Origin of the sequence: Limnobaculum eriocheiris (assembly GCF_021010575.1) — a bacterium.
Lineage (GTDB): Bacteria > Pseudomonadota > Gammaproteobacteria > Enterobacterales > Enterobacteriaceae > Limnobaculum > Limnobaculum eriocheiris.
The window spans coordinates 95143-112058 of the sequence record NZ_JAJNAG010000008.1 but is presented as its reverse complement, the minus strand read 5'-3'; the positions used below and the strand labels follow the sequence as shown (position 1 = coordinate 112058).

16 protein-coding genes and 1 pseudogene are annotated in these 16916 nt (G+C 43.9%); 2 read left to right on the top strand and 15 right to left on the bottom strand.

Annotation, left to right across the window (positions count from 1 at the left end; genetic code table 11):
* From LPW36_RS06110 to LPW36_RS06085, 6 genes are all read right to left on the bottom strand, one after another.
* A partial coding sequence (locus LPW36_RS06110) for an IS1 family transposase (protein WP_338085967.1) occupies positions 1–76 on the bottom strand: 76 nt, incomplete at its 3' end.
* A gap of 43 nt (positions 77–119) precedes the next feature.
* Entirely contained in the window at positions 120–797 is a 678-nt protein-coding gene (locus tag LPW36_RS06105) for a pirin family protein (RefSeq protein WP_230608630.1), read from the bottom strand.
* 171 nt (positions 798–968) lie between these two features.
* Entirely contained in the window at positions 969–1616 is a 648-nt protein-coding gene (gene grxB, locus LPW36_RS06100) for a glutaredoxin 2 (protein ID WP_230608629.1), read from the bottom strand.
* A gap of 147 nt (positions 1617–1763) precedes the next feature.
* Entirely contained in the window at positions 1764–2156 is a 393-nt protein-coding gene (locus tag LPW36_RS06095; protein ID WP_230608628.1) for a VOC family protein, read from the bottom strand.
* 153 nt (positions 2157–2309) lie between these two features.
* Entirely contained in the window at positions 2310–2636 is a 327-nt protein-coding gene (locus LPW36_RS06090; RefSeq protein ID WP_230608627.1) for a hypothetical protein, read from the bottom strand.
* 258 nt (positions 2637–2894) lie between these two features.
* Positions 2895–4223 carry an MATE family efflux transporter gene (locus tag LPW36_RS06085; protein ID WP_230608626.1) on the bottom strand — a complete coding sequence of 443 codons (1329 nt, stop codon included), beginning with the start codon at positions 4221–4223 and terminating at the stop codon, positions 2895–2897.
* Between the two features lie 391 nt (positions 4224–4614).
* Here LPW36_RS06085 and LPW36_RS06080 point away from each other — a divergent pair, with 391 nt between their 5' ends.
* The gene (locus LPW36_RS06080; protein WP_230608625.1) at positions 4615–5514 is read left to right on the top strand and encodes a diaminopimelate dehydrogenase; all 900 of its coding nucleotides are present in this window, start codon (positions 4615–4617) and stop codon (positions 5512–5514) included.
* 90 nt (positions 5515–5604) lie between these two features.
* On the opposite strand, the pseudogene LPW36_RS06075 reads toward LPW36_RS06080, so the two are convergent.
* Positions 5605–5729 (bottom strand): annotated as a pseudogene (locus LPW36_RS06075) (cyclopropane-fatty-acyl-phospholipid synthase); the annotation flags it as partial.
* Between the two features lie 32 nt (positions 5730–5761).
* On the opposite strand from LPW36_RS06075, the gene LPW36_RS06070 reads away from it, so the two are divergent.
* Entirely contained in the window at positions 5762–6310 is a 549-nt protein-coding gene (locus LPW36_RS06070) for a hypothetical protein (protein ID WP_230608624.1), read from the top strand.
* Between the two features lie 477 nt (positions 6311–6787).
* Here the strand turns inward: LPW36_RS06070 and LPW36_RS06065 are convergent, their stop codons facing one another.
* From LPW36_RS06065 to LPW36_RS06030, 8 genes are all read right to left on the bottom strand, one after another.
* Positions 6788–9850 carry a type I restriction endonuclease subunit R gene (locus LPW36_RS06065; protein ID WP_230608623.1) on the bottom strand — a complete coding sequence of 1021 codons (3063 nt, stop codon included), beginning with the start codon at positions 9848–9850 and terminating at the stop codon, positions 6788–6790.
* Between the two features lie 3 nt (positions 9851–9853).
* Positions 9854–11017 carry a restriction endonuclease subunit S gene (locus LPW36_RS06060; protein WP_230608622.1) on the bottom strand — a complete coding sequence of 388 codons (1164 nt, stop codon included), beginning with the start codon at positions 11015–11017 and terminating at the stop codon, positions 9854–9856.
* Positions 11018–12508 carry a type I restriction-modification system subunit M gene (locus LPW36_RS06055; protein ID WP_230608621.1) on the bottom strand — a complete coding sequence of 497 codons (1491 nt, stop codon included), beginning with the start codon at positions 12506–12508 and terminating at the stop codon, positions 11018–11020.
* 5 nt (positions 12509–12513) lie between these two features.
* A complete protein-coding gene (locus LPW36_RS06050; RefSeq protein WP_230608620.1) occupies positions 12514–14013 on the bottom strand; it encodes a type I restriction-modification system subunit M in 1500 nt (499 codons plus the stop codon).
* Positions 14010–14240 (bottom strand): helix-turn-helix domain-containing protein, encoded by a 231-nt coding sequence (locus LPW36_RS06045; RefSeq protein ID WP_049032564.1) that lies wholly within the window; start codon positions 14238–14240, stop codon positions 14010–14012. Before LPW36_RS06045 ends, LPW36_RS06050 begins: the two co-directional genes overlap by 4 nt.
* A gap of 276 nt (positions 14241–14516) precedes the next feature.
* The gene (locus LPW36_RS06040) at positions 14517–15146 is read right to left on the bottom strand and encodes a hypothetical protein (protein WP_230608619.1); all 630 of its coding nucleotides are present in this window, start codon (positions 15144–15146) and stop codon (positions 14517–14519) included.
* Positions 15118–15624 carry a hypothetical protein gene (locus LPW36_RS06035; RefSeq protein ID WP_230608618.1) on the bottom strand — a complete coding sequence of 169 codons (507 nt, stop codon included), beginning with the start codon at positions 15622–15624 and terminating at the stop codon, positions 15118–15120. The genes LPW36_RS06040 and LPW36_RS06035 overlap by 29 nt, the downstream gene beginning before the upstream one ends.
* Positions 15621–16862 carry an integrase domain-containing protein gene (locus LPW36_RS06030; protein ID WP_230608617.1) on the bottom strand — a complete coding sequence of 414 codons (1242 nt, stop codon included), beginning with the start codon at positions 16860–16862 and terminating at the stop codon, positions 15621–15623. The genes LPW36_RS06035 and LPW36_RS06030 overlap by 4 nt, the downstream gene beginning before the upstream one ends.
* Positions 16863–16916 lie beyond the last annotated feature (54 nt).

The following is a 16916-nucleotide window of genomic DNA, read 5'->3' as shown; positions in this document are numbered from 1 at the left end:
CGGAGGTGGAATGACCGTTTCGGATCACATCACTCGTTTCAGAACAGCGGGGACAAACTACATCAATCTTTGCCATCAATCATCCAAAGGGCGAAGAATACCACAACACTAAATATGCGTCACGACCAAATTTCACTATCGCTATGAACGGTGATGTTCATGGTTGATTCATCCCACAGGGCAATACCATCACTGTCTGAGGCCTGGACACCATTTATTTCCACTTCACCTTTTACCACCTGTACCCAGATACGGCGTCCTTCTTTAATACTGAATTCAGCTTTCTCTTTGGCATCCAGCGTCCAGCGCCATAGTTCCATATCCTGATAAACCTTCAGGGAACCATCACGGGCATCCGGCGACAGTACCAACTGACGAGCATGTTTCTCAGTAAAGGTTTTTTGCTCATAACGTGGCGTAATGTCCTTACGATCGGGAATAATCCAGATCTGATAGAAGTGCAGGGGCTCGCTACTACTCGGGTTGTATTCCGAGTGACGAACGCCAGTACCCGCACTCATAATCTGAAAATCACCGGCGGGAACACGTTCTTTATTTCCCATACTGTCCTGATGTTCAATAGTACCTTCCAGAACATAAGAGAGTATTTCCATATCTTTATGTGGATGGGTAGGGAACCCCTGGCCCGGTTCAACGCGGTCTTCATTGATCACGCGTAATGCAGAAAACCCCATAAAGTTAGGATCGTAGTAATCAGCGAAAGAGAAACTGTGCCAGCTATCAAGCCAGCCATGGTTAGCATGGCCGCGAACATCAGCCTTACGTAAATAAATCATGTGAAACCTCCTTAACGTTTTAAACAGTTTAGTTGATACCACAAAGATAAAAAGCGGAAAAAAATCACTCAAATATTCAAAAAACTTGAATAATAAAAATGATGTTTATGGCAGACAGGATAAAGCATCCGGCAAAGTGATAAACGCCGGATGCTATTTTTAAAAGCAAAATTACTGAGCAATACTATCAAGCAGGTTTACGCCAGATATTTTCGACATCTCTTTACGATAGGCATCGGTTTTAGGGGGATATTTTACGCCCTTCACAATGGATATTCCCCTGATTGCCGGAAACAGGTGAATGTCATCTACGGAGAGTTCTCCGTTACAGGCTGCCGGTGATTGAATCAGTTTTTCCAGTTGAGCAAGGTCTTGTTCAAGCTGTTTAATCAGTTCCGGAGTTTGTGCCAGTGCTTCAGCGAAGTTACCAATCATGGCCTCTTTTTTACGGCTAAAATATTGGCGGGCGGATGGCGTTCTGAATTCACAGAAATCAGCCTGAGCATAACGAGGAATTAATAGCTTATTGAGATAAGGAGAAACCAGCTTCAACCAGTCGGCAATGGCCGGATTAGTCTTGCCGGTTAAAGCCAGCGAACCAAAAGTTTCATCCACATAGTGGACGATATCCATGCTTTCAGGCATGTAACTACCATCGTTTTTTTCCAGAATTGGCGCCATTTTCTGGCCAATCATACGGATGGGGGTCTCTTCATCATCATTCAACAGAGTGACCAGCTCAAAAGGGATCTTTTTGATGCCAAATATCATGCGCGCTTTTACGCAGAACGGGCAATGGTCATAGACATAGAGTTTCATAATATATCCTTAGCCAGCAGAATCAGGGATAGTATAGGTTTAACTCAGAATGAAAATGGATGCCATTATTATCTTATCTGTCTGCTTAACCGGGCGAAGAAATGCATCATCAGAATGGATGACAGGCGGCAAGTTTGCCGCCATCGGTCAGGACATTGGGCTGCATAATTCCAGCAGAATTCCGGACGGTGCTCTGACATAAGAGACCGTTTGTCCCCAGGGCATCACCGTTGGTGCTTTTAGCTCGGTAGAACCATAAACAATGGCGGCATTGTGGGTGGTTTGAACGTCTTGGGTTACCAGAGCAATTTCAATTCCCAGTGGTTTTTCTGAACTACCGGCCTGTATGTAGCCATCAGGAAAATGACCGTGGCCTAACTCATGAGAAGCAAATGCCAGAACGGTCTCACCGGTATCCAGCTCGCCATAAGCTCCGGTATCGTGCAGAAACCGGGTTTTCATATTGAAGGCTTCATTAAAGAAGTGAAGCGTTTTCTCAACATCGTCGACATAGACAATGGTGTACCCGAATTTAACCATAATACAATCCTGTCTGTTTATGCGGTCAGTAATAAAATTATGGCAAAAGAATAACGGAAATCTATTACGAAGGAACAAGAATATTGGATTTGTGAAGCAGGCTAATAAACAAAGAGCCTGAAGGTGTATTCAGGCTTTTTACATGTAACAGAACTAACGGAAATGGGATGGCTGTCCACCGCGATGGTGGTATACGTCAGGTCGGTTAGCCGGTCGATAATTACCTTTATACGTCGGGCGATAGTTATTCTGGTTATAGCGATATTGAAAGCTGATACCGGGATTATATCGATAGTTATAGCGGTGATTATAATAGCGTTTGTAGTTATAGTGGGATGGAGCACGATATTGCTTATATCGGTTGTAATTATAATGTTCCGGATAACTGTTATAACCGCGATAGCCCCGATGATCCCTCGGCCCTGCCGATGCGCAGAACGATGCCGCTAATAATAAAATAAACAGTGTCTTCTTAAGCATGTTGATATTCCTGCGCGAGTGAATATATAGCAATCATTGCATTTAGAGGAAATTGTTCAATAGAACTAAATCAGTTTTACGAAATTTTTACGCTTGTAATACGTAAAACTGAGAGAAGATGAGCAATGTTGCCGAATATCGCAGGAAAAGTTAAGTGCAGCGCTTATTTTAGGAAATAAATAAAAGCGTTGTTGATATGATAAGAATATCGGGCTTAATACTAAATTAATAGAGTAAGCCCGTCTCAGAAACCACCGACTAAATGTTGAGTCGTTTTGCCTGCCACTTTCTTGATTTCCAGCGCCAGGTGTTTGTCAGGCCGCGCAGCCACTCATCACACATAAAGCCGATCCAGATCCCCACCAGACCCATTTCCATAGTAATACCGAGGAAGTAGCCTACCGGTATTGATACACACCACATAAAGAAGATAGCGGTATACAGCGGAAAGGTAGCATCGCCGGAGGCCCGTAAGGCGTTCACCATGACGATATTGAAGGTTCTGCCCGGCTCAAGAAATACTGAAAGTAAAAATAGCGGTAACAGCAGCTTATTAATTCCATCATCTTTCGACAGGAAGTGCAGAATATGCACATCTGCCAGCCAGAAGCCGATTACCACCAGAATAGTAACGCTAACACCCAGCTTCAGGCTGCGGAACGTCTGGCGATAGGCATCTTCGAAACGCTTAGCGCCCACCAGATGTCCGACAAAAATCTCATTACCGATACTAACGGAAATACCAAACAGCATAACGAATAGCGCTATCTGGAAATAGAGGGTCTGCGCCGCCAGAGAGGTTTCCCCCATCAGACCGATAAAGGCATTGGCGGTCATATATTGCAGGATCCACACTATATTCTCACCGGCAGCCGGTAAGCCAATGCGCAGGATTTTTCCCAGTTGATCTTTAGACCAGTGGAAAAATAGTTTCATTTCAAAGCGAATGCGTAAGCCGTAATTCAATAAACAGGCCAGCAGAATAATACAGATAACACGACCAAATACCGTTGACCAGGCGACGCCCACCAGGCCGGCATCGAAAACATACAGCGCCAGAATATTACCGATAATGGTAATGATATTTACAATCAGGGTGACATACATGGCGGCTTTAGATTTGCCATAAACCCGCAAACAAGCAGCCAGAATCAACGAAACCGCTTCAGGGATCAGACAAATACCCAGAATATGCAAATAGTTGAAGCCATCTGTCATCAGATGCTCCGGCATGTTCATGATATTCAGCGCTTTATAACCAAAGAAGAAAATGGCAGCCGCGCAGAACAGCCCCAGAACAAAGTTAAACGCAATAGAAATATGAATGGCTTTCTTTGCCATATCCGTATGGCGGGCACCCAAATACTGAGCAATAACAACGCTACATCCAACGCTGATAAAGCTAAATATGGTAATACACATATCGAAAACCAGATTACCGGGCCCCATTGCAGCAAGATAGGCGGTAGAGACCTGGCTGACCATATAAGTATTAATCAGCAGCGTCGAAAAGTGTAAAAACAGATCGATGAATATTGGCCAGCTCAAAGAAAACAATGAGCGCTCTGTAACATCATGGTGATGCATTCAAAATCCTAATAGTTTTTATCAGATAAATGTAAAAACGGAAGTTCAACTCAGGTGAGAAGGGAAAACAACGCGCGATATTGTAGCATTGTTCAACCAATAGTCTCTAACAGAGTGATAATTTTTAAGCTAAAAATACTTGCCTGAAATCGTGATAATTCACTGCCGGAATCAGGTAACTATTGTGCCAGTCAAAGCATAGCTTTTTCTGGCAAACAGAGGGGATTGGCGAGGGTTAATTTTGATTAAATAAAATCAGAGTATTATTTCTGCTTTGGAATATTTGATAACATTGGTTAAAGTCTAAAGCGGTTTCTCTTTTGTTAATCCTTTTGGTTAGTGAAAGAATGAAAACGGCAAGATTAAAACAATAATTGAGACAGGGACAATCATGACTAAAAAGATTAGAGCGGCCGTTGTCGGCTATGGAAATATTGGTAAATATGCGATTGAAGCCCTGAACGCGGCAGATGACTTTGAAATTGCAGGTGTCGTTCGTCGCAGCACGGGCGAACCATTGTCAGAACTGGCGGCTTATCAGGTAGTGGATGATATTGATAAGTTATACCATGTTGATGTGGCTATTCTTTGTTCGCCAACCCGTGCAATTAAGCAAGTAGCTCAGAAAATTCTGGCGAAGGGTATTAATACCGTAGACAGTTTTGATGTTCACTCTCAGATTGTTGATTTGAAAAATACGCTGGACCCTATCGCTAAAGCCAATAATGCGGTATCCGTTGTGGCCGCCGGTTGGGACCCGGGTTCTGACTCCATTGTGCGAGCTTTGATGCTGGCAATGGCGCCAAAAGGGATCACCTATACTAACTTTGGTCCGGGCATGAGTATGGGGCATTCGGTGGCTGCCAGAGCGATTCCTGGGGTTAAAGAAGCGCTATCGGTAACGGTTCCTATGGGAACCGGCGTGCATCGCCGTCTGGTGTATGTTGAACTGGAGCAGGGGGCTGATTTTGCCACCGTGGAAAAAACGCTGAAGGCCGATGACTATTTTGCCTCGGACGAGACTCACGTTAAGCAGGTCGATTGTGTCGACAATTTGAAAGATATGGGGCACGGCGTGCATTTAACCCATAAAGGTGTGTCTGGTGAGACTCAAAATCAACTGTTTGAATATTCAATGCGTATTAACAACCCGGCTTTAACCTCACAGTTTTTAGTTTCTGCTGCCCGTGCTACCACCAAATTGAACAGTGGTGCCTATACGGTGATTGAAGTGGCTCCGATTCATTTCCTGCAAGGGGAAACGGATAAGCTGATTGAGCGTCTGGTGTAATATTCTTTAACGTTTAGGCGTTAATCACAAAACCCGCGTTAACTAACTGGTGCGCGGGTTTTTGCTTAGGTAATGGATAACCGGATAACATTAACGAGGAACGCGGATCCCACCCTCAATCCCTTTGGGGCTGAACAGAATTTGCCACACTGAATATCTCTGGCCCGGAAAGCACCGGCGCAGGCATTCAGATAGTAAGCAAACATTCGTTTATAGTGAGCTATCGACGTTTATTAAGGACAATATAATGGAAAGAATTCGCCAGTTTATTTACTCACTATTTTTTGCGCTAACGCTGGGTTGTAGTTTTTCGGCACAGGCTGGCGATCCTGGGCCTTACTGGCTGGTGTTTCTGGATATTTCAGAAGAGCCCTATCAGGATGGTCAAAAGCTGCTGATTGATTTAAGAAAAATGGAATCACTATCCGATGGAAAAAGAGAATTTTGTTTTATGTGCAACGCTGGTGATGCGGGTAGTTACGTCGAGGTGCTCTATCTCTATTCCATTCCGGTCGGCTTGTCCGTTGAGGAACTGCGAAAAGCGGTGAAAGGGGATGATGCCGCCAAACAGAAAATGCAAAACATATTGAATATATTTGAAGACAGTAAAGGACATGGGGTTGATGGCCTGCTGATGTACGACCATCAGCCAGGAAAAGTGACCATTTACACCATGGATAAAAAAGTGGGTTCAAAGCTGGAAACTGAAAGTAAAGAGGTGAAATCTAAGCTACTGCATTCCAGTCTGGATAAGTTGTTGGAGGATGCCGCCGGTAAGTTGGATCGTCCGGTATAATCTTGGAATATATTCTCAGATGGCAAAAAACCGGCGATACAGGCCGATTTTTTGTGGCTTGCGTTAATCTTTTATGGTTTTTCGAGAGGTTTCGCATTGTTGGGATGAACCTGAAAAGGTTGATTGCTGGTGGTTTTGGGATTGGTATAGTGGCGGGGCATCCTGAGTGGGATGTCGGGGTTTGCAGCCCGAATGGTTCCTTGAAAATGACGTATTGATACATAAAGTATTTTTATAGTCATGGTCTTTGTACACCCTAAAAACATGTCATAATGCTTGTTCTATGGTGGCTTTGGCTGGGACATCTTTGGATGTGCCGTTTCCAAGGGGCGGTCTGCAAACCCGATCAAAGCCACCACCCGTGAGATTTGCAGCTCCGGAGGTGGGTGATAATCATTACCTTTGGAGTTAGCCCATGAATGAACTTATCCAACCAGACTCTTTAACCCCTGAAGATATTACCGTTCAGTGTTTAGCTCAGTAATATTCCTCTATATATCCGTAAGCCTTCTGGAATAATTCTTTATCTTTACCTAATCCAAACTGGGCCAGCGTTAGCAATAATGCTTTTTGGATTTCACGGGGGCCGCTGTTAGAGTTTTGCCAACCGTCAAAACGAGTAGCCTTGACGATTTTGTCGATTTGTTCAACGACATCACCAATCAACTTAGGTGTAGTCTCCGGTCTGGTTTCCAAGAAAAGCTTGGTTAAAGCCTGCTTGTTATCCGCTTCAGTCACGGGATGCTCACCAGTTTCTCGCTCGGCTTGTACCGTATCTTTCGCAGCATCCAAAAGTCCTTTGAGCCACTCAATAGCTTTTATAACGCCAGCCTCATAGTCTTGGCGTAGTTTTTCTAGGCGCTCACCTAGTTCTACAAATTTAGGATCGTGACTGCCACGCAGGCGGCCCATAAGATCAATTTCCAACCGCTTGGCGCGTTGTTCCTGTTCTTTAGCGGTCAAGGTAAAAATGGCGTGCTCATCCATGATCAATTCGTCGATGTCATCACGGATACGATTGATATCAGTATGCTCATGGATCATTTTGATGGTTTCAGGACCAAGTGCAGCCCAAACCAATGCACCGGTCTGACCAACCGGTCTTACAGATTCATATATTTGTGCCAACCACTTATAGTCCTGACGATACGAGCTTAAAAAAGGATCGGGGTTAATAGCCGACCATAGCTTTGATAACACCCCAAAACTGGCAGCGAATTCATCACGTTTCTCGTTGGTCGGCAGGCATTCCTGCGCAGCCATAATACCCTCAAAACCTGCTATGGACCGATCCACACCAGGGAAGAAGGACAGACATTTATTCAGTTGTAACGGCAATAGCTCTTTAAATGCCTCAATTCCTTCCACAACTCCTTCAATTTCTTCAGGATTATAGGCTAGGGCTGTGCGCAGATTTTCGAAAACGCCGAGATAGTCGATAATTAATCCCATGTCCTTGCGTACATCATCGGTTTCGTACAATCGGTTGGTACGACACATAGCCTGCAGAAGCGTATGATCGCGTAAAGGCTTATCGAGGTACATGCAGTAGCAAATTGGTGCATCAAAGCCCGTAAGCAGCTTGGCGGTAACGATGATAAGCTGTAATGGATGCTCTGGATCTTTAAAGCATTCAATCAAATCCTTCTGTACTTGTTCTTCTGCGTCAATGTGCTGCCAGCGTTCGAAATCGACTTGTTTGACAGGCAGCTCCAATTCATCATGCCATTTAAGCCAATCCTTGTTGAGCTTATCTTTTTTGCCACCCTCTTCAGCTTTAACCGGAGCCTGGTCAACGTTCATAACCACTTCAACTGCATCAAAACCGAGCTTTTCACCGAGCAAATAATACATCTGCACGCAGGCTTCGCGATCGTATACCACAACCATGCCTTTCATCTTTTTCGGCATAACATGGCTGGTAAAATGCTCAACAATGTCATTACTCACCGCAGCCATACGTCTGGGAGATTTCAGCATAATAGCCAGCTTGCCTGCACGCCTGGACAATGCTGCTTTTTCTTCTTCATCCAGGTTGTTTTCGGTAGCCAGTTGCTCGAATTCTTCGTTGATAGCGTCACGATCCACTCGGAGTTCGGCCAGCCGAGGTTCGAACTTCACTGGGTTAGTCGCGCCGTCACGGATCGACTGCTTATAGCTATAGCGGCTCATATAGCGACCCGGATCTTCTTCGGCACCGAACAACTTGAATGTATTACGATCAATACCAGAAATCGGAGTACCAGTCAGGCCATAGAAGTGGGCATTGGGTAACGCCCAGCGCATTTTCTCGCCTAATCCACCTTCTTGGGTACGGTGGGCTTCGTCAACCAACACAATGATGTTGTCACGGTTGTTCAAGCCATTGGGGTTGCTATCATCAATTTCGATATCTTTAAATTTAAAGATAGTGGTGATTAAAATGCCACGGCTGTCTTGCTCAATGTATTCGCCAAGCTTTTTACAACTTTGCACTTTAATCAGGTTTTTAACGTCGGCCCCACCAAAGGTCTCGTTAATTTGGCTGTCCAGATCTCGCCGGTCCACAACGATGAGTACCGTCGGATTTTTTAACGCATTGTCGGCACGCAGCATTTTAGCGGCGTAAAGCATCAACAAGGATTTACCCGATCCCTGGAAATGCCAAATCAGACCTTTTTTTGGATAGCCTCTGCGAACACGTTCAACGATTTGTTTTGCTGCTTCAAATTGCGGGTAGCGCGGCAGAATTTTAACGCGTTTAGGTGGAGTATTTTTGCCCGTTTTGATGGTTGAAAATAATGCAAAAGATTCCAGTAACTGCAATAAGGTTTGTGGATTTAACAAACTTTCGCAGCTGTTGAGTACCGATGCTAATCCCGGCAGAATCTCATCACGAAGCTCAGTATTATGCCAGGGCCCCCAGTCTTTAACTCGGGCATTAATTGCGCCATAGGCAAAGGTTTTTCCTTCGCTGGCAAAGCACAGCAAGTTGGGGACAAAGAAAGATTCAACGTTTTTCCAGTAGTACTTTTTGCCGCCCATAAAGTCGGCGGCACCGTCTTGCCAGGTCACGCTGGGGCGTGTTGCAGTTTTAACTTCGCCCACTACTAGCGGTATGCCGTTCACATAAAGAACAATATCAAAATAGACTTCAGTGGCCGCGATATAGTGAACCTGCTGTGCCACCACAAAGTGGTTATTTTCTATATTGTCAAAATCAATCAGATTGATGGTGATATGGTCGCCATTCTCGCCAAAGGGCAAGGTTTTTTCAGCCATCAACCATTCCTGGAAGTTTTCATTGGCCTTTACCAGACCGGTATGGCGGGCCTCTAAAACCACTCCCCGAAGTTTGTAGATGACCTCATCAGCATAGTCAGGCTGTCTGCCAATATCGGGGTTTAACGAACAAAGCGCGTCTTTTAGCCACTCATCAATGAAGATATTCTGCGCTTGTTTAGGCAGGTTTTCGCCGTGGCAGTAAGCCCATTTGATCCCGCTTAAGCCCTTTAAGCGATCGATAATTCCATTTTCTGTAACGGTTTGTTCGTTAAACATACATCAATTACTCACTAATTTATTGATTAGAGGCCTATTAACATTCTTTTTTGTCTTTATATAATAGATACATTGCCTGTATTTATTGCAAATAAAGGCGATTTTTTGCTGCTCAATCAGGTCAGGCAGCGGAATCTCTACATCAAGCAATTTTTGTACAGATGTATGCCGAACTGTTGTACCACTACTAGTAGCAACAATGTATTGACGGCAAAGAGGAGAGCTCAAAAATTCAAATAGATAACCTTTATCGACCTTATCTTCATTCAATATATTAATTAATCCGACGCGCTGATTATGTAGATAAGTTTTGTTTGAACTAGGGAGTATTGCAGGCATGCCAAGAGTATCTCCCGCCTTGGATAAATCAGTCATATTAATAATTAACTGCCCAGGAATAAGTTTAAAATCACGAATTGGCCCAGTCGTTGAATACCTGTTCTTTGCATTATTATAACCTCCACTTAGCAAGAAATTTCCGGGAGTAACTAGAATGTTATCGGTTTCTTCATCAATTATTGACTTACCTGGATAAGCATATCCATTCTTTATATCAATAATCTCACCTAGCTTTATCTTTAGTGTTCGTGGAAATGATGAAAATATTTTATTTTTGAATATATTAAAGCTTATTTCTACGGCTTCTTGAGCCTCCAATGCTGCATTTGAAGCGGCATTGATTGCAAGAAGAACTTGCACAATACTCTTTTGTCTCTCTAAGTTTGGCATTGGAAAGTACTGCTCACTCAACACTTTCCATTTAATGGTGGGGGAGAGAGAACCTTCTGAAATAGCAACTGCTTTACTCATAAAGCTGTCTGACTGCATAAAATAAGGTAAAAAGTCAGGGTGAACTTTTTTAGAATTAGCTTCAAGCACCATGGCATGAGCCGAGCATATACAGTCCCAATCCGCCACCGCTACCTTGCGCTGATAGGCACGACGCTTACCAAATATAATCTGTCCTTTCTTCACCAAAAGCTTTTGCCCTTCAACATCACCTGGTACGCCATGTCGCTTAATCTTCAGGCTATCAGGGTCTAAATGCTCCAAACCGACATAAATTTCAAGGTCTGTCTCGCTCGGTTCTACACGTTTGGAGATATGTTTCGCGATATCGCCAAACTTCACCATTTGCCAGCCTTCCGGTAATTGCTGTTCCGTCATTTACTGTCCCACCTTGCTTTCAACGTTATATCCAAGCTCTGCAAGGCTTTGGAATAATTTATTAGTTTGTTTTTTTAGCTGAGTGCGACTTACTTTCCACGCCTCAATTGCATGTTCAATATTATGTGCTTCACCGTTACTTTGTGCTTGCACATATAGTGGAATTGACAGGTTATAGAGATTCTCTTTAATAACGTCGAGATCCACCAACGCGGTGATATTGCTTTGCTTTTCAGGTGTAAAGTAAGCCTCACATAACACTGTTAAATTCTCATAGGATAAACGGCTATGGGCGCGCTCACGAGTAACGTGTTCAACCCCATTAATAAATAACACCTTGTTTTTACGCTCAGCAGGTTTATTGCAGTTAAGCACAACCACGCAAGATTCCATCGGCGAGTTGTAAAACAGGTTCGGCCCTAGCCCAATCACCGCTTCAATAATATCCGATTCAATCACCTGTTTACGTATGGATTGCTCGGAATCACGGAACAGCACGCCGTGCGGCCAGAGCATGGCGGCGCGACCGGTATCAGGCTTCAAGCTTTTGATTATATGGGTATAAAAAGCATAATCAGCGCAACCCTGCGGTGGTACACCATAAAGATTACGATCATATGGATCGGCGGCAAACTTGTCACGATTCCATTTTTTGATGGAGTACGGCGGGTTGGCAAAAATTACATCAAACTGCTTAAGCCGATCGTTTTCAATAAACTTTGGCTCAGCCAAGGTGTCGCCACGCAGCACATCAAATTCTTCGATATCGTGCAGGAACATATTCATACGCGCGATAGCGGAGGTCAGCAGGTTCACTTCTTGGCCATAAAGGTGTACCGAGCGCCACTCTTCCCCTCTTGCGCGGAGATCCATCACTGCATTTAGCAACATCCCGCCAGTGCCGCATGTTGGGTCATAGGCCGTTTCACCCGGTTTTAAGCCCATAATGCGCGTCATTAAATGCACGACTGTTCGGTTGGTGTAGAACTCTGCCGCCGTGTGGCCGGAATCGTCAGCGAACTTTTTAATCAGGTATTCGTAGGCTTCACCGAGATCATCCTGAGCAACAGATTTAATGCCAAGAGGAATTTTACTGAAATGCTCGATAAGATCAGCCAGCAGATGATCGGGCAGGCGCTCTTTATTGGTCCACTGTGCATCACCGAAGACGCCATGTAAACGCGGGTTATTGGCTTCAATTAGTCGAAGCGCATCCTGGATCGCCTCACCAATGTTTTTACTGGTATTACGGACCTTTTCCCAACTGGCTTCAGAGGGAATGTTGAAACGGTGAAACATCGGCATGGCTGCATATTCGGCATCACCTTCATGGAGCTCCATCGCCTCGTTATATTCTTCCAGATAGACATCTGACAGGCGTTTATAAAACAGCAAGGGGAAGACATACTGCTTGTAGTCTGATGCGTCGATTTGGCCGCGAAGAAACTCAGCAGCTCCCCAGAGCAGCTCTTCCAGTTTTTTATTACTCATGGTACTCATACCTCGAACCCTTCTTTGATAAGCAGGGCTTCCAGCTCCTCTTCAGCTTTTTCCAGCTCAGCCAGTTTCCGTTGAAAATCTTTGAGCGCCTCTTCCACAGTGATGTTTTCTTCTTCGAGAGGCTTTTGCACATAACGAGCAATATTTAGATTGAAGTCATTTTCTTCAATCTCCTTCAGAGGTACCCAGCGTGCAACGCCTTCGATTTCTTTTGCATCTGGCCCTTTTTGAATCTGGTCATGGTAGATTTGGTATATGTCATCAGCCTGTTTGTTGGACAGCGTATTCTGTGCACGTCCCTTGGTATAGATTTCTTCAGCATTGATGATCAATACATGATCTTTATGTGTTGTCGGACGTGATTTTCGCAGCACCAAAATACACGCAGGAATACCAGTCCCATAGAATAGATTGGAAGCGACACCAATAATCGCCACAATGCGATTTTCTTGCAGCAATTTGGTTCGAATTACTCCCTCAGTTCCGCCACGAAATAGCACACCATGAGGTAACACAACAGCCATACGCCCATTGTCGTTAAGTGAAGCAAACATATGCTGTACCCAGGCAAAATCACCATTTGTTTTAGGCGCCAGAGCATATTGCTTACGGCCATAGGGATCGTTCGACCACAGATCGTATCCCCATTCCTTCAAGCTAAATGGTGGGTTGGCAACAACGCAGTCGAAAGTTTCTAAATGGTCGCTTTGCAAAAACTTGGGTTCACGCAGCGTATCCCCGCGAATAATATCGAAATCCTCCTGACCGTGCAGGAACAGGTTCATTCGCGCAATGGCTTCGGTGGTCAGGTTTTTTTCCTGTCCTTTGATTTTTAGCAGACGCGGATCTCCACCGTTTTCTTTTACATGGTGGATAGTCTCGAGCAGCATACCACCAGTACCACAGGCAGGATCGTAGACACTCTCACCAGCTTTTGGATCAAGAATGTTAACCATCAAGCGAACAATAGTACGTGGGGTGTAGAACTCACCGGCTTTCTTATTGGCTTTGTCTGCAAAACGTTTGATCAGATACTCGTATGCGCGCCCCATATCATCGTCACGGACACTAGAAACGCCAAGGTTCACCTTGTTGAAGTGATTGAGTAACGTAGCCAGTAACTCATCTGAAAGGCGTTCTTTATTGGTCCAGCTGGCATCGCCAAAAATGCCATGCAGTTTAGGGTTTGCTAGTTCTATACCACGGAAAGAGTCTTTTAAGGCCTGCCCGATGTCTTTGGTCTCAGCGAAAACATCGCGCCAGTGGCAATTTTCAGGTATCTGAATTCGATGAAACATCTTACCTTTGGCAAGCTCTGCATCCCCAACGCTCTCCATCGCATCGGCAAATTCTTCGTCATATACATCACAAATGCGCTTGAAGAACAAGATGGGGAAAATGTACGTTTTGTAATCTGATGCATCGATTGGCCCGGTGATAATATGGGCAGCATGCCAAAGATGGGCTTCGAGATCTTTTAGGTTAATAAGTGTCATTTATTTTTCTCTGTACGATTCTGCGAAGCAGGAACCTTTTGCAATAAATCGTGTATTTCACAGTCAAAAAGCACGCAAAGCCTTTCTAATGTATCTAGGTCAACCTTCTGAGCCGTCTCTTTGTAAAGCAAAGTGATAGTGTTGCGACTCAGGCCAGTTTCCCTGACAACATCGGCTATTCGCATCTTATGTTCGCCCATGAGCCGAGCAAGATGGCAGCGGATCATAATGGTCCTTATTGTTGTATTTAGCTATGCGAATGGTACACCAGAAGTTTGTTCAAGCGAATATTTTTTAAGTTGAAATGATATTTTTGCAGATGGAAAAACAAGAAATCAACATAATAAAACCTGAAATGGCGAAATTATATTCACCTATGTATTAATGAATTGTGTCATCTATGGTCTTTCTATTGAGGAGTCGAGGAAGAGGAACGCCAGCTTCTTACTCTTAACCGGCGGTTAGAGCAAGTTGTGGCTACTACATTTAATATGATAAATAGGTCACTCCCATCTATATTTTTCATCACCTAATATTATGGTCGCAAAATCATGCCTAGCTTCATCCAATGGTTTTAGTTTAAACGACCGACATCTATAGGGCGGATTACCAGCAAGAACAGCCTTAGCGAATCCCATCTTTGAAAGGTTTCGCCCAAAAGATAAACGGCTTGTTCCTTGATATTGTTCACTATGAACAAATGCCTCATAGAGATTTACTGAGGGGATAATTAGGAGCCAGCCGTTTTGTGGTGTTGTGATATATCCCCGTTGTAAACAATCCATCATGAATAGTTGAACGTCATTAAGCTCCAACTGAGAAGCTGTAAGTGGCACCAGAGAATAGCTACGAACCCTTACTCCATTGACAGTTATTACTTGGCTGTAGAGCGGGATGCTTGATGATGCAATCGCCAGATCTTCTTTCTTACACTTAAACATCTGGCATAAATCGCATTCATAAAAAGTATTATTATGATATTCAGCATCAAGTTCGTTGAGCCATGAGCGAATTTTATCAGCTAGTTTTTGAGTATAGGGACGGTATATCTCTTTAGGCTCAATAGAATCGGTAGCTTGTTGCTGTAAGCGTTCTTCCCATCGTCTATGTACTGATGCTAAATAGGCGTTCATTTCTATTAATCCTTTTGGTCTTCAGGTTCGGAAAAACAAATTGGATATCTTCTAGTAGTTCATTATTCCCAGCTGCTTTAAATATTAGAATTAATCCTGCAATTGTTCGTATACGTAATTCATCAGAAGTTGATAGCAATAACAGTCGATATATAGCATGAAAAGATTTGGACTCTACAAGTTCTTTATTTGTTATTTCTTCTGAGTAAAAATCATCTGAGATGCTTTGATATAATGCAGGAAAGTTAATGGCAATTTTTGTTAGCCACTCGCTAAAATTTGATAGCCATGCAATATAATCATCATAAGAAAAACCAATGTTTGATAATTGTGAAATCAGCTCGCTATTTGGACGATGGAGGAAAAATAATGTTCCTTCTGAATTTGATGTTTCTAAAGTAGAGGCTTCGTTTAATGCTTTCGATATTTCTGCATCTAATAATTCTAATTCCGAGGCTGCAATTTTTTTCTTGCTCATCCCACAGCCCTCAATCCCCGAATGCCGCTATCCATCACACTACCGCTATCCGCAGCTGTAATAAAATCAGCCCACCATTGCATCATCGGTTTACGCTGTTCCAGATAGTCACTGCGATTATAGGCACGCCTTACTTCATTCTTATCAACGTGAGCAAGAGCCGCTTCGATTACGTCAGGTGAAAATCCTTCCTCATTGAGTGCAGTGCTACCGATAGAGCGTAGACCGTGAGAAACCAGCACGCCGCCAAATCCGGCACGCTTAAGCGCTGCGTTAACAGTTTGGCTATTCATAGGTTGGGTTGGTTTAATTCGACTAGGGAAGACATATTCCCTGTGACCGCTAAGAGGTTTCATTCTATTTAGGATAACTAATGCTTGTTCTGATAGAGGGACTACATGCTCTCGGTTCATCTTCATTCTATTGGCAGGGATGCGCCATAGTTTGGCATCAAGATCGATCTCGTCCCAACGTGTACCTGATGCTTCAGCAGGGCGGGTAAGCGTTAGCAATTGCCACATAAAAAGACAGCGGGTAGGTAGTTCAATACTAGCTAGCTTCATAGTCTGCATCAGTTCAGGTAGCAGCTCAGGACGTATGCTTGGCATGTGTTTCTTTTGCGGCTTAGCGAATGCCTTACTGATGTTAACGCTGGGGGCTACATCGATCAGGCCTTTGTTCATAGCATAAATCATAATCTCATTGATACGCTGGCAAAGCCGTCTGACTGTTTCAAGTGCGCCGCGATCTTGAATCGGTTCGAGAGTTAGAACTAAAGTACGCCTTTTAATATCCGCTATAGCAATATTACCAATCATAGGGAAGACATCTTTTTCCAGCGAGCGCCAGATGTCCTTGGCGTAGTCTTCAGTAACGCTTTTTTTCTTCACCTCCCACCACATACCAGCGACAACTTGAAATGTATTAGCCTTGGTCTCCCGTGCTTTCTGCTGTTGCATGCGTTCATGGTCTTGGGGATCAATGTTTCTGGCTATTAAAGCTCTGGCATTATCGCGGAGTTCACGAGCGTTTTTTAATGGGATTGATGGATATGAACCGAACGTAAGCTTAGCGCGTTTTCGATCTATTGGACGTGAGTAGCGGAATTGCCAAATTTTACTGCCGGTTGTTTTTATTAAAAGATTCAAGCCGTCCCCATCGTAGAGTGAATAGTCTTTCTCTTTAGATTTTGCTGCCTTGATCTCTGTATCTGTTAAGGGTGTTGTTTGTTTTGGCACTCGCTAGATCTCCCATTACTTGGTGTTACCACGAAAGGTGACGCACGTTTTCAT